The 18,136-nt window shown below is 70.8% G+C and carries 15 protein-coding genes; 7 read left to right on the top strand and 8 right to left on the bottom strand.

Features of this window, described 5'->3' with window-relative positions:
* The first annotated feature begins 20 nt into the window (after window positions 1-20).
* Both IG54_RS0130690 and dnaK read left to right on the top strand, forming a co-directional pair.
* The gene (locus IG54_RS0130690) at window positions 21-446 is read left to right on the top strand and encodes an OsmC family protein (protein WP_030791958.1); all 426 of its coding nucleotides are present in this window, start codon (window positions 21-23) and stop codon (window positions 444-446) included.
* A gap of 151 nt (window positions 447-597) precedes the next feature.
* Complete coding sequence (gene dnaK, locus IG54_RS0130685) at window positions 598-2,508, top strand: molecular chaperone DnaK (protein WP_030791955.1); 1,911 nt, start codon at window positions 598-600, stop codon at window positions 2,506-2,508.
* Here dnaK and narI read toward each other — a convergent pair.
* Genes narI through IG54_RS0130665 form a run of 4 tightly spaced genes read right to left on the bottom strand, consistent with a single transcriptional unit; the run spans window position 2,505 to window position 9,145 of the window.
* Window positions 2,505-3,227 (bottom strand): respiratory nitrate reductase subunit gamma, encoded by a 723-nt coding sequence (gene narI / locus IG54_RS0130680; RefSeq protein ID WP_030791952.1) that lies wholly within the window; start codon window positions 3,225-3,227, stop codon window positions 2,505-2,507. The two genes, dnaK and narI, sit on opposite strands and share 4 nt — an antisense overlap.
* Complete coding sequence (gene narJ, locus IG54_RS0130675) at window positions 3,227-3,799, bottom strand: nitrate reductase molybdenum cofactor assembly chaperone (RefSeq protein ID WP_030791949.1); 573 nt, start codon at window positions 3,797-3,799, stop codon at window positions 3,227-3,229. Before narJ ends, narI begins: the two co-directional genes overlap by 1 nt.
* The gene (gene narH, locus IG54_RS0130670; protein WP_037898030.1) at window positions 3,796-5,460 is read right to left on the bottom strand and encodes a nitrate reductase subunit beta; all 1,665 of its coding nucleotides are present in this window, start codon (window positions 5,458-5,460) and stop codon (window positions 3,796-3,798) included. Before narH ends, narJ begins: the two co-directional genes overlap by 4 nt.
* 1 nt (window position 5,461) lies before the next feature.
* Window positions 5,462-9,145 (bottom strand): nitrate reductase subunit alpha, encoded by a 3,684-nt coding sequence (locus IG54_RS0130665; protein WP_030791942.1) that lies wholly within the window; start codon window positions 9,143-9,145, stop codon window positions 5,462-5,464.
* A gap of 288 nt (window positions 9,146-9,433) precedes the next feature.
* Between IG54_RS0130665 and IG54_RS0130660 the strand changes: the two genes are divergently transcribed.
* A complete protein-coding gene (locus IG54_RS0130660) occupies window positions 9,434-9,850 on the top strand; it encodes a hypothetical protein (protein ID WP_030791939.1) in 417 nt (138 codons plus the stop codon).
* A gap of 3 nt (window positions 9,851-9,853) precedes the next feature.
* Here the strand turns inward: IG54_RS0130660 and IG54_RS0130655 are convergent, their stop codons facing one another.
* Entirely contained in the window at window positions 9,854-10,717 is an 864-nt protein-coding gene (locus IG54_RS0130655) for a helix-turn-helix domain-containing protein (protein ID WP_030791936.1), read from the bottom strand.
* A gap of 65 nt (window positions 10,718-10,782) precedes the next feature.
* On the opposite strand from IG54_RS0130655, the gene IG54_RS0130650 reads away from it, so the two are divergent.
* The 4 genes from IG54_RS0130650 (at window position 10,783) to IG54_RS0130635 (ending at window position 13,432) form a co-directional block, all read left to right on the top strand.
* Entirely contained in the window at window positions 10,783-11,100 is a 318-nt protein-coding gene (locus IG54_RS0130650) for a 4a-hydroxytetrahydrobiopterin dehydratase (protein WP_030791933.1), read from the top strand.
* Between the two features lie 40 nt (window positions 11,101-11,140).
* The gene (locus IG54_RS0130645) at window positions 11,141-11,881 is read left to right on the top strand and encodes a class I SAM-dependent methyltransferase (RefSeq protein ID WP_030791930.1); all 741 of its coding nucleotides are present in this window, start codon (window positions 11,141-11,143) and stop codon (window positions 11,879-11,881) included.
* A gap of 120 nt (window positions 11,882-12,001) precedes the next feature.
* A complete protein-coding gene (locus IG54_RS0130640; protein ID WP_030791928.1) occupies window positions 12,002-12,946 on the top strand; it encodes a class I SAM-dependent methyltransferase in 945 nt (314 codons plus the stop codon).
* A 54-nt stretch (window positions 12,947-13,000) separates the two neighbouring features.
* On the top strand, window positions 13,001-13,432 hold the full coding sequence (locus IG54_RS0130635; RefSeq protein ID WP_063756282.1) for a CU044_2847 family protein: 432 nt from the start codon (window positions 13,001-13,003) through the stop codon (window positions 13,430-13,432).
* A 121-nt stretch (window positions 13,433-13,553) separates the two neighbouring features.
* Here IG54_RS0130635 and IG54_RS0130630 read toward each other — a convergent pair whose 3' ends face one another.
* From IG54_RS0130630 to IG54_RS0130620, 3 genes are all read right to left on the bottom strand, one after another.
* Complete coding sequence (locus IG54_RS0130630; protein ID WP_051820171.1) at window positions 13,554-14,426, bottom strand: aldo/keto reductase; 873 nt, start codon at window positions 14,424-14,426, stop codon at window positions 13,554-13,556.
* 88 nt (window positions 14,427-14,514) lie between these two features.
* The gene (locus IG54_RS0130625; protein WP_037898027.1) at window positions 14,515-16,314 is read right to left on the bottom strand and encodes an AMP-dependent synthetase/ligase; all 1,800 of its coding nucleotides are present in this window, start codon (window positions 16,312-16,314) and stop codon (window positions 14,515-14,517) included.
* A 174-nt stretch (window positions 16,315-16,488) separates the two neighbouring features.
* Complete coding sequence (locus tag IG54_RS0130620; RefSeq protein ID WP_078594719.1) at window positions 16,489-18,030, bottom strand: MFS transporter; 1,542 nt, start codon at window positions 18,028-18,030, stop codon at window positions 16,489-16,491.
* Window positions 18,031-18,136: the final 106 nt, after the last annotated feature.

Here is an 18,136-nt window from a genome sequence, read left to right as displayed (position 1 = left end):
GCACTGAAGGGAACTGCATCGTGGCAACCACGCGCTCCGCGCACACGGTCTGGGAAGGCTCTCTGACGGAGGGCTCGGGCACCGTCACTTTCGACTCCTCCGGCATCGGGCAGCAGGCGGTGTCCTGGCCGTCGCGCGCCGAGGAGGCGAACGGCAAGACGAGCCCGGAGGAGCTGATCGCCGCCGCGCACTCCAGCTGCTTCTCGATGGCGCTCTCGCACGGCCTGACGGGCGCCGGCACCCCGCCCACCCGCCTGACCACGTCCGCCGACGTGACCTTCCAGCCGGGCACCGGCATCACCGGCATCCACCTCACCGTCGAGGGCGAGGTGCCGGGCCTGGACGAGCAGGCCTTCACCGCCGCCGCCGAGGACGCCAAGGCCAACTGCCCGGTGAGCCAGGCGCTGACGGGCACGACCATCACGCTCTCCGCCAAGCTGGCCTGACGCGACGCCCGTTGACGATGCCGCCGTCCCGCACCGGGGCGGCGGCATCGTCGCGTCAGGGCATTGACAAGATGCCGCTCAAGTTTTGTGATGGAGTGCGGAGTAGACCTGGATACGGGGGACTTGGGCTCGCGGCGGAAGGGACTGGACCATGGCACGTGCGGTCGGGATCGATCTCGGAACGACGAACTCAGTGGTGGCCGTGCTGGAGGGCGGTGAACCGACCGTCGTCGCCAACGCGGAGGGCGCGCGCACCACCCCGTCGGTCGTCGCCTTCGCGAAGAACGGCGAGGTCCTGGTGGGAGAGGTCGCCAAGCGGCAGGCGGTCACGAACGTGGAGCGCACCGCCCGCTCCGTCAAACGCCACATGGGCGACAGCGGCTGGCGCTTCCCGGGGAGCGGCTCCGTGGACGGCGTCCGCTACACCGCGCAGGAGCTGTCCGCGCGCGTCCTCCAGAAGCTCAAGCGCGACGCCGAGTCCTACTTGGGCGAGGACGTCACCGACGCGGTGGTCACCGTGCCCGCGTACTTCGACGACACCCAGCGCCAGGCCACCAAGGAGGCCGGTGAGATCGCGGGGCTCAACGTCCTGCGCATCATCAACGAACCGACGGCCGCGGCCCTCGCGTACGGCCTGGACAAGGGCGACGACCAGACCGTCCTCGTCTTCGACCTGGGCGGCGGCACCTTCGACGTCTCGCTCCTGGAGATGGGCGAGGGCGTCATCGAGGTGAAGGCGACCAACGGCGACACCCAGCTGGGCGGCGACGACTGGGACCAGCGGATCGTCGAGCACCTGGTACGGCAGTTCAAGAACGGGCACGGCATCGACCTCGGCAAGGACAAGATGGCCCTCCAGCGCCTGCGCGAGGGCGCCGAGAAGGCGAAGATCGAGCTGTCCTCCTCCAGTGAGACGGACATCAACCTCCCCTACATCACCGCCTCGGCGGAGGGCCCGCTGCACCTCGCCGAAAAGCTGACGCGCGCCCAGTTCCAGGAACTGACGGCCGACCTGCTCGACCGCTGCAAGGAGCCCTTCCACCAGGCCGTCAAGGACGCGAACATCAAGCTCTCCGCGATCGACCACGTGATCCTGGTGGGCGGCTCCACCCGCATGCCCGCCGTGAGCGAACTGGTCAGGGAACTCACCGGGAAGGACCCGCACAAGGGCGTCAACCCCGACGAGGTGGTCGCGCTCGGCGCGACCCTCCAGGCCGGGGTGATCCGGGGAGACGTCAAGGACGTCCTGCTCCTCGACGTGACCCCGCTGTCCCTCGGCATCGAGACCAAGGGCGGCATCATGACCAAGCTCATCGAGCGCAACACCACGATCCCCACCCGGCGTTCGGAGACCTTCTCGACCGCCGAGGACAACCAGCCCTCGGTCGGCATCCAGGTCTTCCAGGGGGAGCGGGAGATCGCCGCCTACAACAAGAAGCTCGGCGTCTTCGATCTGACGGGGCTGCCGCCCGCCCCCCGCGGGGTCCCGAAGATCGAGGTCACCTTCGACATCGACGCCAACGGCATCATGCACGTCTCGGCGAAGGACGAGGCCACCGGACGCGAGCAGCGCATGACGGTGACCGGTGGCTCGGCGCTGCCCAAGGACGACATCAACCGCATGGTCCGCGAGGCCGAGCAGCACGCGGAGGAGGACCGCAAACGGCGCGAGGCCGCCGAGACCCGCAACCAGGCGGAGCAGCTCGTCTACCAGACGGAACGGTTCCTGCGGGAGAACCGGGAGAACGAGGACAAGATCCCTGCCGACACGAGGAGTGAAGTGGGGGCGGCGGCCGCGGAGTTGAAGGGCCTCCTGAAGGACCGCGGCGACGACACCGCGGCCCTGCGCGCGGGCGTCGAGAAGCTGGCGGCGGTCAGCCAGAAGATGGGCCAGGCGATGTACGCGGCCTCGGGCGGGGGCGCCCAGGAGGAGACCGGCTCCACGGGTTCCGCCGCGGAGGAGGGCGTGGTGGACGCCGAGATCGTGGACGAGGATGACAGGAGCAAGGCAGGCGAGGACCAGGACGGTCAGGGCAAGGGCGACCGGGGCAGGGCGACTTAAGAACCCGTCCGCTCCCAGCCACGCCTCTCCGGCCGTGCGCCAAGACGCTTCGGATCCCGGGCGCGGTAGACCACGTACGGCCGGAAGAGGTACTGGAGCGGCGCGCTGAACATATGGATCAGCCGGGTGAACGGCACCAGGGCGAACAGCACCATGCCGACGACCGCGTGGATCTCGTACAGCACCGGCACGCCCGTCATCCGGTCGATGTCCGGCTGGAGCGTGAAGAGGCTGCGTGCCCAAGGGGCGATGGCCTCGCGGTAGTTGTAGCCGTCGCCGGACGTGTGCGTCAGCTTGGCGACCATGCCGAGCACGATCGCCGCGAACAGCACCAGGTACATCAGCTTGTCGTTGGCGGTCGTCGCGCGGAACACCGGCGTGTTGGTCCGGCGCCGGTAGAGCAGCAGCAGGATGCCGAGGACGAGCAGGACCCCGGCCGCCGTGCCGCCGTACAGCGAGAACAGGTGGTACGTGTGCTCGCTCACGCCCGCCTTCTCCGTCCACGACTCGGGGAGGAACAGGCCCACCAGATGCCCGACGAGCACGAAGAGGATGCCGTAATGGAACATCGGCGAGGCGATGTTGAGGAGCTTGGACTCGTAGACCTGTGACGAACGGGTCGTCCAGCCGAACTTGTCGTAGCGGTAGCGCCAGATGACGCCCGCGACGAGCAGCACGAGGGCGAGGTAGGGAAGGACGCCCCACAGCAGCGTTTTCATCAGCGTTCCCCGATGAGTGCGAAGGGTTCGAGGCCCACGTCCTCGCGAGGCGGCCCCGAGCGGGCCAGGGCGAGGGCCTCGGCGCGGTCCTTGGGCGAGGGGCCCGGCAGGCTCGCGCACACCGCGTCGAGCACGGACGCGTACGGCGTGCCGAAGTCGGCGAGCGCGAGCCGCAGCAGCTCCAGGCCGCTGCGGTGCTCCAGGAGCAGTACGGGGCCCGCCCGCGCCGAGAACTCCAGGACCGCGGGCAGGAAGTCCGGCAGTTCCTCGCCGCTGAACTCCAGGCCGTGCGCGCGGTAGACCTCCTTGAAGCGGACCAGGGCCATGCCGCGCCGCCGGGTGTCGCCCTCCCGCCACCAGCTGAGATACAGGCTGTGCCGGTTCTTGAAGTCGAAGACCCGCACATAGTGCGCCGCGAGTTCCCGGGGGTCGGTGGTCGCGGCGTACGTCAGGAAGTCGTCGAATTCCGGGGGTGCGGCGGCCTTCAGCAGCGGAAGCCGCTCGTGGAACTGCTCGTCGGGGTAGCCGAGGCAGAGCGCCGCGGCCTGGTAGAGCACGGCGTGGCCGGTCACTGGTCGTCCTCCTCGGCGGCGTGCGCCTTCTCGATGGCGCTCGGCTCGCGGTCGGCGGTCTGCCGGTCGCGGAGCGCGTGGAAGTTCTCGATGGTGACCAGCGGCAGCTGCTTGCGGCCGGAGTCCTGGCCGAAGGGGCCGTCGCCGCCCATGCCGGGCCCGCCCTCGAAGTCGAGGCTGCACGAGTCGGACAGCTCGGGGAGGGCCGACTCCTCAAGGCGCCGCGCGTCCCCGACGGCCGCGGTCGGGATGACGTACCGGTCCTCGTACTTGGCGATGGCCAGCAGCCGGTACATGTCCTCGATCTCGGGCCCCGACATCCCCACCGACCGCGCCACCGAACTGTCCGGCGCGTCACCGAGGTTGATGGCCCGCATGTGCGCCCGCATCGCCGCCAGCTTCTCCAGCGAGGCGCGCACCGGGCCGACGTCCCCCGCCGTGAAGATCTCCGCGAGGTATTCGAGGGGGATGCGCAGGGTGTCGATGGCGCCGAAGAGGTTCGCCGCGTCCTCGCCGTCGTGCCCGGTCTCCGTCAGCGCGTCGACCACCGGGGAGAGCGGCGGGATGTACCAGACCATCGGCATGGTGCGGTACTCCGGATGCAGCGGGAGCGCCACCTTGTACGTGCTGATCAACGCGTGTACGGGGGAGCGGCGCGCCGCCTCGATCCAGTCGTACGTGATGCCGGACCGCTCGGCGTCACGGCGCACGTCGGGATCCTCGGGGTCGAGGAAGACATCCAACTGGGCTTGGTAGAGCTTGTGTTCGTCCGGCTCGGAGGCGGCCGCCGTCACCTTGTCCGGGTCGTAGAGGATCACCCCGAGATAGCGCAGCCGCCCCACGCAGGTCTCCGAGCAGACCGTGGGCAGGCCCACCTCGACGCGCGGGTAGCACATCGTGCACTTCTCGGCCTTGCCGGTGCGGTGGTTGAAGTAGACCTTCTTGTACGGGCAGCCGGTCACGCACTTGCGCCAGCCGCGGCAGTGGTCCTGGTCGACGAGGACGATGCCGTCCTCCTCGCGCTTGTACATCGCGCCGGACGGGCAGGACGCCACGCACGCGGGGTTGAGGCAGTGCTCGCAGATGCGGGGAAGGTATAACATGAACGTCTGCTCGAAGGCGAACTGCACCTTGTCGGCGGCCTGTTGACGGGTCTTGGCGACCATCGGGTCGAGGTGGCCGTGCTCGGTGGCGCCGCCGAGGTTGTCGTCCCAGTTCGACGACCACTCGATCTTCATCGGCTTGCCGGAGATCAGGGAGCGGGGCTCGGCCACCGGGTAGTCGTCGCCGAGCGGGGCGTCGGTGAGGTTCCTGTACTCGTACGTCCAGGGCTCGTAGTAGTCCTTGATCTCGGGCAGCTTGGGGTTGGAGAAGATCTCCAGGAGCGACTTGATCCGGCCGCCGTTCTTCAGCTTCAGGGCGCCGCGCCTGTTCAGCTCCCAGCCGCCGCGCCACTTCTCCTGGTCCTCGTAGCGGCGCGGATAGCCCTGGCCGGGCCGGGTCTCGACGTTGTTGAACCAGACGTACTCCATGCCGTCGCGGTTGGTCCACGCCTGCTTGCAGGTGACCGAACAGGTGTGACAGCCGATGCACTTGTCGAGGTTCATCACCATCGCGATCTGGGCCATCACACGTCTGCGGGGGGCCTGGTCACGGGGCATGTCAGTACTCCACCTTCTGCGACCTGCGGCGGATGACCGTCACCTCGTCGCGCTGGTTGCCCGTCGGACCCAGGTAGTTGAAGGCCCACGACAACTGCGCGTAACCGCCGATGAGATGGGACGGCTTGAGGATCAGCCGGGTCAGGGAGTTGTGGATCCCGCCGCGCCTGCCGGTGGTCTCCGCCTTGGGGACGTTCACCGTGCGCTCCTGCGCGTGGTGCATATAGACCGTGCCGGCCGGCATGCGGTGCGAGACGACGGCCCGAGCCACCACGACGCCGTTGCGGTTGACCGCCTCGATCCAGTCGTTGTCCCGCACGCCGATCGCGTCCGCGTCCTGCGGCGCCATCCAGATGCACTGGCCGCCGCGCGAGAGCGACAGCATGAAGAGGTTGTCCTGGTACTCGGAGTGGATCGACCACTTGTTGTGCGGGGTGAGGTAACGAACCGTCACCTCCTTCTCGCCGTCCGGCCCGAGCCGCGGCTCCCCGAACAGACGGTTCATGTCCAGCGGCGGCCGGTAGACGGGCATCGCCTCGCCCAGTTCGTGCATCCAGTCGTGGTCGATGAAGAAGTGCTGCCGCCCGGTGAGGGTGTGCCAGGGCTTGAGGTGCTCGGTGTTGAGCGTGAAGGCCGTGTAGCGGCGCCCGCCCGACTCGCTGCCGCTCCACTCCGGCGAGGTGATCACCGGCACCGGCGCGGCCTGCGTATCGGCGTACGTGATGCGCTTGCCCTCGTGCTCGGCGGCGAGGTGCGCCATCTCCTGGCCGGTGCGCGCCTCCAGGGTGTGGAAGCCCTGGGTGGCGAGGCGCCCGTTGGTCGTGCCGGACAGGGCGAGGATGGTGTTGGCCGCCTTCACGGCCGTGTTCAGGGCGGGACGGCCGTCGGCGGGTCCGCCGACCACCACGCCGTTGCGCTCCTTCAGCTCCTCGACCTCCTGGTCGGGGTGGAGGGCGATGCCCTTCGCGGGCAGCCCCAGTCGCTCCACCAGCGGCCCGAGCGCGGCGAACTTCGCGCCGATCGCGGTGTAGTCGCGCTCCACGACCGTGAGGTTCGGCATCGTCCTGCCCGGCACCGGCTCGCACTCGCCCTTGCGCCAGTCCAGGACGACCCCGCCGGGCTGCGCGGTCTCGCCCGGCGTGTCGTGCTGGAGCGCGGTGGCGACGACGTCCTTGCGCACGCCGAGGTGGTCCACCGCCAGCGCGCTCAGCCGCTCGGCGATCACGCGGAAGGTGTCGAAGTCGGTGCGGGCCTGCCAGGGCGGGTCGACGGCCGGGGTGAAGGAGTGCACGTAGGGGTGCATGTCGGTGGTCGACAGGTCGTGCTTCTCGTACCAGGTGGCGGCGGGCAGGACCACGTCCGACAGCAGCGTGGAGGACGTCTGCCGGAAGTCGAGGGAGACGAGGAGGTCGAGCTTGCCTTCGGGCGCCTCGTCGCGCCAGGTGACCGTGGAGGGGCGTTCGTCGGGGGCGGCCTCCTCGGCGCGCAGCGAGGAGTGCGTGCCGAGCAGATGCTTCGTGAAGTACTCCGCGCCCTTCGCGGACGAGCCGAGGAGATTGGCCCGCCACAGGGTCAGTACGCGCGGCCAGTTCTCAGGGGCGTCCGGATCTTCGCAGGCGAACTTGAGGGTGCCCGCCTTCAGTTCGCCGACGACGTTGGCCACCGGGTCGCCCGCCGTCGCGCCGAGGTCCAGAGGGTTGCGGTCGAACGTCGGGTACGACGGCATCCAGCCGGTCCGCGCCGACAGCGCCAGACAGTCGGCGCCCGTCATCCCCGCGAAGCGGCCCTCGCCGAGCGGCGAGGCCAGCACGTCCGCGGCGAACCTGTCGTAACGCCACTGGTCGGTGTTGAGGAACCAGTACGCGGCGCCGATCATCTGCCGCGGCGGCCTGCTCCAGTCCAGGCCCCCGGCGAGCGTCGCCCACCCCGTGACCGGGCGGCACTTCTCCTGCCCGACGTAATGCGCCCAGCCGCCGCCATTACGCCCCTGACAACCCGTCAGCTGGAGCAGGGCGAGGAAGGACCGGTAGATCGTCTCGGAGTGGAACCAGTGGTTGGTGCCGGCGCCCATCAGGATCATGCAGCGGCCCCGCGACTTCTCCGCCGTCGCCGCGAACTCCCGGGCGATCCGCACGCACTTGCCGGCGGGCACCGATGTGTGCGCCTCCTGCCAGGCGGGCGTGCCGGGCTGCGAGGCGTCCTCGTACGAAGCGGGCCAGGAACCGGGCAGCCCCGCGCGCCCGACGCCGTACTGCGCGAGCAGCAGATCGAAGACGGTGGTGACCAGCGGCCCGTCCTGCCCGCCCAGGCGCGTCGCGGGAACGCCCCGGCGCACGACCTCCCCGCGGCCCTGCCCGTGCGAGCCGCCCTCCGTGTCGAAGCGGGGCAGCAGCACCTCGACACCCGCCGCGACCGGGGAACCGTGCAGGCTCAAGCGCGGCTTGATGTCCCCGAGGTCCAGATTCCACTTGCCCTTGCCGGACTCGGTCCAGCGGAAGCCCAGCGAGCCGTTCGGCACGGCGGGCCGCCCGGTGTTCTCGTCGAGCACAGCCGTCTTCCAGTCGCCGCCCTCACCGTCCTCACCCAGATCGGTGGCGCGCAGGAACTTCGCGGGCACATACGCGCCGTCGCGCTCGGTGAGCGTCACCAGGAAGGGCAGGTCGGTGAACTTGCGTACGTAGTCGGTGAAGAACTCCGTCGGGCGATCGACGAAGAACTCTTTAAGGACGACGTGCCCCATCGCGAAGGCCAGCGCCCCGTCCGTGCCGGGGTGCGGATGCAGCCACTCATCGGCGAACTTGGCGTTGTCGGCGTAGTCGGGCGCGACGACCACGACCTTCTGCCCGCGATAGCGCGCCTCGGCCATCCAGTGCGCGTCGGGCGTCCGCGTCACCGGCACGTTCGAGCCCCACATCATCAGATACGCGGCGTCCCACCAGTCGCCCGACTCCGGTACGTCCGTCTGGTCGCCGAAGACCTGCGGCGAGGCGACGGGAAGGTCCGCGTACCAGTCGTAGAAGGAGAGCATCGGCGCGCCGATCAGCCCCATGAAACGGGCCCCCGCCGCGTGCGACACCATCGACATCGCGGGGATCGGCGAGAAGCCCGCGACGCGGTCGGGACCGTACGTCTTGATGGTGTGGACGTGCGCCGCCGCGATGATCTCGACGGCCTCGTCCCAGGTCGCCCGCACCAACCCGCCCTTGCCGCGCGCCTGTTGATACCGGCGGCGGCGTTCCGGGTCGCCCTGGATGTCCGCCCAGGCGAGCACCGGGTCCCGCAGCCGCGCCTTCGCCTCCCGGTACATCTCCACCAGGACGCCGCGCAGATACGGGTAGCGGACGCGGGTGGGGGAGTACGTGTACCAGGAGAACGCGGCGCCCCGGGGGCAGCCGCGCGGCTCGTACTCGGGGCGGTCGGGGCCGACGCTCGGGTAGTCCGTCTGCTGCGTCTCCCAGGTGATGATGCCGTCCTTGACGTACACCTTCCAACGGCAGGAGCCGGTGCAGTTCACGCCGTGCGTGGAGTTCACGACCTTGTCGTGGCTCCAGCGGTCACGGTAGAAGGCGTCCGCGTCCCGGCCCCCGGTCAGCGCGACGCTGTGCAGGTCGGGGGCGGTGGTGCCGTGCCGGAAGAACTTCCCCGCCCGCAGCAGGGCCGCGGCGGGCTCGGACGTCTCTGTCACCGTGGGCTCCCTAGATCTGCCTTTCAACGAACCTAGGGGGGCGGGGCGAAGGGCGCCTTTCGGCCGACGCCGTATGGGTTGCGGGCGCTCGCCGGGGGCGTGACGCGCCGGGGGAGGGGCCTCGGCGGAACGCCGCCAAGCGGTCCTCGCCGTGACGCCGCTCGTCGGCATTACCTGTGACGTAATCGACCGGTCGACGGGCGCTCGGCACAGTGGTGTCAACGGAAAACGGACCGGGGCCGCCGCCCCGTACCACCGCCCTTCCCCGCAGCCCGGAGGCAATCCGCCATGACGACCTACCAGCTCACCGCACTCGCCCGCACCACCGACCCGACCACCATGCTGCGCCGCTTCCTCGGCCTGGACGCGGTCGTGACCGCCGGCAACGGCCTGGCGTACGCCGCCGCCTCAGGGCCCCTCGGACGCTTCCTGGGCGTCGACTCCGGGCTGCTGCTCGGCCTCGGCGTCTTCCTCACCCTCTACGGCGCGGGCGTCGGCTACCTCGCGGCCCGCAAGAGCCCGCCGACGCTCGGCGTGCGGGCGGTCATCGAGGGCAACGCCGCCTGGGCGGTGCTCAGCGTCGTCGCCCTCGTCGTCTGGCTCTCGCCCAGCACGGCCGGCGCGGTCTGGATCCCGATGCAGGCCCTGACCGTCGGCGGCTTCGCCGCGCTCCAGTACGCGGCGCTGCGAGCCCTGCGGCCCTGACCGCTACGCCATACGGGTCTGGAGGAACTTGACCGTCGCCGGGTCGGCCGGGAGCAGCGTCTCGATGGCCAGCTCGGCGACGGTCACGTCCATCGGGGTGTTGAACGTCGAGATCGACGAGATGAAGGACAGGACGTGCCCGTCGTGCTCGATCCGCAGCGGCAGCGCGAAGTACGGTACGTCCGTCCCGGCGTCGAAGGCGTCCACCCCCGGATCCTCCACCGGATACGCGGCCACCTCCTCGTACACCGCCCGCAGGGCGTCCGAGCGCTGCAACGCGATCTGCCGCTCCATCTGGTGCAGCAGATGGCCGCGCCACTCGCGCAGATTGCGGATCCTCGGGGCGAGGCCCTCCGGGTGGAGGGTGAGCCGCATCGCGTTCAGGGGCCCGGCGAGAAGGTGCTCCGGAAGGCCTTCGAGGATCATCGCGATGCCGCGGTTCGCCGCGATCACGTCGTAGGCCGCGTCGACGACCAGCGCGGGATAGGGCTCGTAGCCGGTGAGCAGCTGCTCCAGGCCCTCGCGCAGCGTGCCCATCGAGGGGTCCTCCAGCGGGGTCTCCCTGAAGCGCGGCGCGTAACCGGCGGCCAGCAGCAGGGAGTTGCGCTCCCGCACCGGCACGTCGAGGTGGTCGGCGAGGCGCAGCACCAGCTCCTCGCTGGGGCGGGAGCGGCCCGTCTCGATGAAGCTGATGTGCCGCGCGGACGAATCGGCGCGCAGGGCCAGCTCCAGCTGACTGACCCGCCGCCGCTCGCGCCAGCCGCGCAGCAGCGGACCCACTCCGCTCGCGTGCCCCTTGGCCCTGCCTTTGGCGCTTCCCTTGATGCTTCCCTTGGTGTTCCCCTTGGCGGGCGCGGCGGTTGTCATACGTAGACGGTAATCGAAACGGGCTGTGGCAAGGTGAAGGCGACCCAGTGGAAGGAGCATCGCCCATGACCCCCGAACCGCTTTCGCACAAGGAGATCGAGGACCGCCTCGCCGAACTGCCCGGCTGGTCCCTCGACGGGTCCCTCGACGGCGGCAAGATCACCCGGTCGTACCGGCTCGGCTCGCACTTCGCGGCGGTCGGCCTGGTCGTCCACATCGCGCAGACGCAGGACGAACTGGACCACCACGCGGACATCGTCCTCGGCTACAACACCGTGGCCCTCTCCGTGAACACCCACAGCGCGGGCGGCGCGATCACCGCTCTCGACCTCGAACTGGCGCGCAGGGTGGAGGAGTTCGCCCCCGGGCACGGCGCGCACTGAGCACCACCGCGCTGGACTACAACCGTGCTGGACTACAACCATGCTGGACTACAACAAGGAAGCCGACCGCTACGACGCCTCGCGCGGCGGTGAGCCCCGCGCGGCCGCCGCCGCGGCCGCCGTCCTCGGGCTGCTGCCCGCGGACACCCGCACCCTCCTCGACGTCGCCTGCGGCACCGGTCTTGTCGCGCGCCGCCTCGCCGCCCGCGCCGGCCTGCGGGTGACGGGAGTGGACGCGGCACACCGCATGGCCCAGCTCGCGGCGGCCCGCTTGCCGGGCGCCGTAATCCTCGGCGACAGCCGCCAACTCCCCTTCCCGGACGGCTCGTTCGACGCCGTGAGTACGGTGTGGCTGCTGCACCTGTTCCCCGGCCCCGAGGAGACGGCGTCGGTCGTCGCCGAGTGCGCGCGGGTGCTGCGGCCCGGCGGCACCTACGTCACCACCGTCGACAAGGCCGCCTCGCACGACGTGGGCAGCGACATCGACACCGTGCTCGCCCCGCGCCCCGTGCGCCCCGCCGTCGACCGCGCCGAGGCCGTCGAGGCGTACGCCGCCGAGTACGGCCTCGCGCCGGCGGGCCGGGCCGGTTTCACCGGCCACGGCCAGGGCCGCTCGCCCCGCTCCACGGTCGACGACCTCCACCGGGGCTGGTTCACCCGGGTCCCGCCCGACAGCCCACTGGCCGCCCGACTGGAGGCCGGTCTCGCGGCGCTCCCGGACCAGGACGTGCCGCGCCCCGACCCCCGGTTCACCCTGCGCGCGTTCCGCAAGCGGGGCTGAGACGCGTAGCGCCGTTTGCCGTTACAGCAACGTGAGTGGTCGAAAACCGCGAAGGGAGAGCAGGCTGGTCCCTGTCCACGGCAAAGGGGACAACGGCAGGAACGGGAAGGCGGCACAGCGATGGGGCACCAGCACACGCACGGACAGAATCAGGGGCAGAGCCAGGGCCAGACCCCCGGCGAGGGCAGCCACGGCCACAGCCACGGGCACGGGCACGGCCATGACGGGGAGGACATGGACTGGGCCACCATGGGCACCATGCTGGAGCGCTACGCGGAGATCGCGGCGCCGATGTACGGCGAGGCGGCCGCCTGGCTGCGCACCTGGGTGCCGGAGCCCGGCGTCGTCGTCGACGTCGGCAGCGGCCCCGGCGCCATCTCCTTCCTGCTGGCCGACTCCTTCCCCAAGGCGCGGATCGTCGCGGCGGACCCCGAGGAACCCCTCCTCGAACGGGCCCGCGAACGTGCCGCCCGCGAGGGCCTGACCGACCGCTTCGACACGGTGCGCGCGGCGCTCCCCGACGCCATCGACGACGTACCGGCCGCCGACCTCCTGTGGCTGTGCAGGTCCCTGCACCACGTCGGCGACCAGGGCGCCGCGCTCAACGCCCTCGCGGAGCGCCTCGCACCCGGCGGCGCGATCGCCCTCCTGGAGGGCGGCCTGGGCACCCGCTACCTCCCCCGGGACATCGGCTTCGGCCGCCCCGGCCTCCTCGCCCGCCTCGAAGCCACCGACGAGGAGTGGTTCACCGGCATGCGCGCGGGACTGCCCGGCTCGAAGGACGCGGCGGAGGACTGGCCCGCTCTCCTCAACGGCGCGGGCCTGCGCCACGTGGCCACCCGCAGCTTCCTCCTCGACCTGCCGGCCCCGCTCTCCGACACGGCCCGCGCCCACGTCCTCGAAGAGTTCACCCGCCGCCGCGGAATGCACGAGGACCGCTTCACCCCCGACGACCTCGCGACCATCGACCGCCTCCTGGACAAGAACGACCCCCAGAGCCTGCACCACCGCCCCGACCTGTTCGTGCTGACGGCGCAGACGGTGTATGTGGCGGTCAAGGATTGACGCTACCTTTCAGGCAGCGACGGGGCCGGTCGGGTCCGGAGGGGGGAGCCGTACGTGAGTGAGCTGATCCGCTGGGAGTCCGACGAGGGGCCCGTCGTGGTCGAGGTGGACTCCAGGGACCCGGGGTTCCGGTCGGTGTCACGGCGGGGAGAGGGCGAAGAGGTCCATGAGGTCGAGGGGCGGTTCGAGGCGGCGCTCGGGCATGTGCGCGGGGCCGCGCTCTCCGCGCTGCGCACCTTTCGGGAGCGGGCGCTCGACCCCGACGCCATCGAGCTGGAGTTCGGCGTCAAGCTCACCGCTGCGGCGGGGGCCGTCATCGCGAAGACATCGACCGAGGGTCATCTGACGGTCCGGCTGACCTGGTCGCGCGAGACCGCGTCCCAGGGCACGCCCGCGACGGACGCCCCGACTCAGCCGGCACGGCGCCAGGATGCCGAGCAGGGCATACCCCACGACGTACCGCGGGGCCCGCAAGGCGACGAATAGCGCCTCCTATCCGGCCGTCCGGCGCTGGCGACCGTCAGGGCCCGCGGACGGACCGGCCCCGCCAAGCGGTTGGGCCCGCCTGCGCTGACCCCGAAGGGTCCGCGCAGGCGGGCCCTGTCGACTACGCCTCGTCGAACGTCACCGGGTCCGGGCCGAGCCGCCGGTCCTCGTTCAGGGCCGAGATCGCCGCCATGTCCTCGGGGTCGAGTTCGAAGCCGAAGACGTCGATGTTCTCCTTGATCCGCGACGGGGTCACGGACTTCGGGATCACGACGTTGCCCAGCTGGACGTGCCAGCGCAGCACGATCTGCGCGGGCGTGCGCCCGTGCTTGCGGGCGATGGCGACGATCGCCGGGATCTCCAGCAGCCCCTTGCCCTGGCCGAGCGGCGACCACGCCTCGGTGGCGATGCCCTGTGCGGCGTGGAACTCGCGGGAGGCGTGCTGCTGGAGGTGCGGGTGCAGCTCGATCTGGTTGACGACCGGGACGACGGACGTCTCGGAGATCAGCCGCTCCAGGTGCTCGGGCAGGAAGTTCGACACGCCGATGGACCTGGCGCGACCGTCTGCGTGGAGCTTCTCGAAGGCCTTGTACGTATCGACGTAGGTGTCCTTGGAGGGCATCGGCCAGTGGATCAGGTACAGGTCCACATAGTCGAGACCCAGCTTGTCCAGCGAGGCGTCGAACGCGCGCAGCGCCGAGTCGTGGCCCTGGTCGGTGTTCCAGAGCTTCGTCGTGACGAACAGCTCCTCGCGCGGCACGCCGGAGGCGGCGATGGCCTTGCCCGTGCCCTGTTCGTTGCCGTAGATCGCCGCGGTGTCGATACTGCGGTACCCGGCCTCCAGGGCGGTCGTGACAGCCCCCTGCGCCTCGTCGTCCGGCACCTGCCAGACACCGAAGCCGAGCTGGGGCATCTCGACGCCGTTGTTCAGGATGATCGGGGGGACCTTGCTCACTAGCTCTCGATCCTTCAAGTCGTCGGGTGGTACGTCCATGGTCAACGATCGGGGCTCGCGCCGCATTCCTGAACGGAAGCAAACATTCCAGACACATTCCGGACGCGTTCCGGACGCAGCGGTGACGTCAGGACCGGTAGAGCGCCTCGACCTCGGTCGAGTAGGCCTGCTCAATGGCCTTCCGCTTGAGTTTCAGTGAGGGCGTCAGCAACCCGTGCTCCTCGCTGAACTGATGCGCCAGTATCCGGAACGTACGAATGGACTCGGCCTGCGAGACAAGGGTGTTGGCGGCGACGACGGCCCGCCGCACCTCCGTCTCCAGATCGTGGTCCCGCACCAGCTCACCGGGCGGAAGCATGGGCTTGCGCCGCATGGTCAGCCAGTGTTCCACCGCCTCCGCGTCCAGCGTGACGAGCGCGGCGATGTAGGGGCGGTCGTTGCCGACGACGATGCACTGCGCGACCAGCGGATGATCGCGCACCCGCTCCTCCAACTGGGCCGGTGAGACGCTCTTGCCGCCCGAGGTCACCAGGATCTCCTTCTTGCGCCCGGTGATCGTCAGATAGCCGTCCTCGTCGAGCGAGCCCAGGTCACCGGTGGCGAGCCAGCCGTCCCGCAGCGTCGCGTCGGTCGCCGCCGGGTCGTTGAGGTAGCCCTGGAAGATGTTGCCGCCGCGCAGCCAGACCTCGCCGTCCTCCGCGACGCGTACCGTCGTACCCGGAATAGGTTGGCCCACCGTGCCGTAGCGGGTGCGCTCGGGCGGGTTGGCGGTCGCGGCGGCCGTCGACTCCGTCAGGCCGTACCCCTCGTAGACCGTCACGCCCGCGCCCGCGAAGAACAGGCCGAGCCGCCGGTCCATGCCCGAGCCGCCCGACATCGCGTGCCGCACCCGGCCGCCCATCGCCTCGCGCACCTTGGAGTACACCAGCTTGTCGAAGAGCTGGTGCTGCATGCGCAGCCCCGCCGAAGGACCGGGGCCCGCCCCGAAGGCCTTGGCCTCCAGGGCGTCCGCGTACCGCACCGCGCACTCGACGGCCTTGTCGAACGGGCCCGCCTTGCCGTCCCTCTCCGCTGTGCGCCGCGCCGCGTTGAAGACCTTCTCGAAGATGTACGGCACGGCCAGGATGAACGACGGCCGGAACGCGGCCAGATCGGGCAGCAGCGCCGCCGCGTTGAGGTTCGGCTGGTGCCCCATCTTGACCCGGCCGCGCACCGCCGCGACCTGCACCATCCGGCCGAAGACGTGCGCCAGCGGCAGGAAGAGCAGCGTGCTGGCCTCGTCGCCGCGCTTGGCGTGGAAGACCGGCTCCCAGCGCTCGACCATCACATCCGCCTCGAACATGAAGTTCGCGTGGGAGATCAGACAGCCCTTGGGCCGCCCAGTGGTGCCGGAGGTGTAGATGATCGTGGCGATCGAGTCGGGGGTGACCGCACGGCGGTGGCGGTGCACCACCTCGTCGGCGATGTCCCGGCCCGCGCCGTTCAGTTCACCCACGGCGTCGGCGTCCAGCTGCCACAGCCTGCGCAGCCGCGGCAGCCGGTCGATGACCGAGCCGATCGTCATCGCGTGGTCCTCGTGCTCGACCATCGCGGCGCTGACCTGCGCGTCGTGCAGCATCCACACGACCTGCTCGGCCGAGGAGGTCGGATAGACCGGCACGACCTGGGCGCCGATGGACCACAGCGCGAAGTCGAAGAGCGTCCACTCGTAGCGCGTACGGGACATGATGGCCACGCGGTCGCCGAACCGTACGCCGTGCGCGATCAGCCCCTTGGCGAGGGCGAGCACCTCGTCGCGGAAACGGGCCGAGGTGACGTCCTGCCACTGTCCGTCGGTCTTGCGGCCGAGGGCGATGCGCGTCGGATCCTCGGCGGCATGGTCGAAGACGGCGTCGGCAAGGCCCCCCACCAGTGGCGCCGACGCCATCGGAGGGTTCGAGAACTCGCGCAATGATGCTCCTTGTGGCGCTCCGCACAGCGCCGTGACCGTACCCCACGCCGCGGCCCCCGCGGGAGGGGGTCGATGCGCGGCCGGTGGGGGCCATCAGCACTGGTCAGCCGGTGGAAATACGGCCACAAGGGGAACGGCCGGACAGATTACTTACGCTTGAGTAAGTTTCGGTGGCGCAATCTCCACCGAATCTGTACGCGGCGTGCAGACCTGCGCCTGCCCCTTCCGGCGCGCGTCGCCGTCTCCCGTGGCCGGGGGCCGCTGACGCGACGTACGCACCATGACGAGCACCAGCGCTCCCGCGACGAGACCGGCGACACCCGCCGCGAGCGACGCCCCGTTCAGGCCCGCCGCGAAAGCCGCCCGGACCGAGTGCTCGGAGACCGTGCCGCGCAGGTCCGGGGCGCCACCGCCCGCCACGGTGTGCGCCGCGTCATGACCGAGCGAGTCCGCCATACGGGAGGTCAGCACCGTGCCGAACAGGGCGACCCCGACCGCGTAACCGAGCTGGCGGAAGGTGTTGACCGCGCCGCCCGCCATCCCCGAGTTCTCGGGCGGCACCGCGGCGAGCGCGGCCCCCGCGAGGCCCGGCGCGACCAGCCCCGTACCGATGCCGGCGAGCGTCAGCCCCGGCAGGAGCGCCGGCCAGGACGACCCGGCGTCGAGCACCGCCATGCACAGCCCGCCCGCCCCGATCAGCAGCAGCCCGCCGCCGATGACCAGGCGCGGCGCCACGCCGTGCAGCAGCCGTCCGCCGACCGCCGCCACGACGAACGACGTCGCCGCGAGCGGCAGCAGCACCAGGCTGCCCCGCACCGCACTCATGCCGAGCACGGTCTGGAGCCAGATGGAGAGGTAGGGGATGACACCGAACGCCGCCGCGTTGTATCCGATCGCGCCGAGCAGCACCCCGGTGAACGCGGGCTTGCGCAGCAGCCGCAGATCGAGGAGCGGATGGGTGACGCGCCGCTCGACCAGAACGAAGCAGAGCAGCGAGAGGGCCGACACGGCGAAGGCCGCGGTGGTGAGCGACGACGTCCAGCCGCCGGTCCCGCCGTGCAGCACGCCGTACGTCCCCGCGCCCGCGAAGCAGGCGAACGCGGCCGTACCCGCCCAGTCGACGCGGCGCCCGGCGGGGCCCTTGGACTCCGGCACGACCCGCAGCGTCAGCCAGACCGACGCCACACTCACCGGCAGGTTCACGAAGAAGATCCATCGCCAGCCGGGCCCCGCGGTGAGCAGCCCGCCCACGATCGGCCCGAGCGCGGCGGACGCCCCGCTCACGGCGCCCCAGACGCCGAGCGCGACGGACCGGTCGCGGCCCTGGTAGGCGGCGGCGAGCAGCGGCAGGGTCGTCGCGAACATCGCCGCGGCGCCGAGGCCCTGCGCGGCGCGGGCCGCCACGAGCAGTTCCGCGTCCGACGCGAGGCCGCAGCCCAGCGAGGCGACGGCGAAGAGCACGGTCCCCGCCACGTTGAGCCGCCGCCGGCCCAGCACGTCGGCCGCGGCGCCGACGCCGAGCAGCAGCGCGGCCAGCGCGAGCGCGTACCCGTCGATGACCCATTGCAGGTCACTCAGCGAGGCACCGAGCGCCCGCGCCATGTCGGGCAGCGCCACGACCACGATCGTCACGTCCAGCAGCAGCATGAACGTCCCCAGAGACACCGCTGTGAGCGGCCCCCATGTACGCATTTCCTGTCCTCCGACTCGTCGTGCGAGTGACGCGTGCGCGCCTCCTCGTACGATGGGGCCGCGGCGAACGATCCCGGTGTCTCCGGTCGCCTGGGTGCACGAATCC

The organism is Streptomyces sp. NRRL S-920 (assembly GCF_000717945.1).
Lineage (GTDB): Bacteria > Actinomycetota > Actinomycetes > Streptomycetales > Streptomycetaceae > Streptomyces > Streptomyces alboniger.
Note: the sequence above shows the minus strand (reverse complement) of the source record. Positions and strands in the feature narration are given on the sequence as shown.

Bases quoted from the DNA above. Each gene is read 5' to 3' on its own strand.
- dnaK (WP_030791955.1), top strand. From the start codon at position 598: ATGGCACGTGCGGTCGGGATCGATCTCGGAACGACGAACTCAGTGGTG.
- narI (WP_030791952.1), bottom strand. From the start codon at position 3,227: ATGAAAACGCTGCTGTGGGGCGTCCTTCCCTACCTCGCCCTCGTGCTG.
- narH (WP_037898030.1), bottom strand. From the start codon at position 5,460: ATGCCCCGTGACCAGGCCCCCCGCAGACGTGTGATGGCCCAGATCGCG.
- IG54_RS0130660 (WP_030791939.1), top strand. From the start codon at position 9,434: ATGACGACCTACCAGCTCACCGCACTCGCCCGCACCACCGACCCGACC.
- IG54_RS0130655 (WP_030791936.1), bottom strand. From the start codon at position 10,717: ATGACAACCGCCGCGCCCGCCAAGGGGAACACCAAGGGAAGCATCAAG.
- IG54_RS0130650 (WP_030791933.1), top strand. From the start codon at position 10,783: ATGACCCCCGAACCGCTTTCGCACAAGGAGATCGAGGACCGCCTCGCC.
- IG54_RS0130645 (WP_030791930.1), top strand. From the start codon at position 11,141: ATGCTGGACTACAACAAGGAAGCCGACCGCTACGACGCCTCGCGCGGC.
- IG54_RS0130640 (WP_030791928.1), top strand. From the start codon at position 12,002: ATGGGGCACCAGCACACGCACGGACAGAATCAGGGGCAGAGCCAGGGC.
- IG54_RS0130630 (WP_051820171.1), bottom strand. From the start codon at position 14,426: ATGGACGTACCACCCGACGACTTGAAGGATCGAGAGCTAGTGAGCAAG.
- IG54_RS0130625 (WP_037898027.1), bottom strand. From the start codon at position 16,314: ATGGCGTCGGCGCCACTGGTGGGGGGCCTTGCCGACGCCGTCTTCGAC.
- IG54_RS0130620 (WP_078594719.1), bottom strand. From the start codon at position 18,030: ATGCGTACATGGGGGCCGCTCACAGCGGTGTCTCTGGGGACGTTCATG.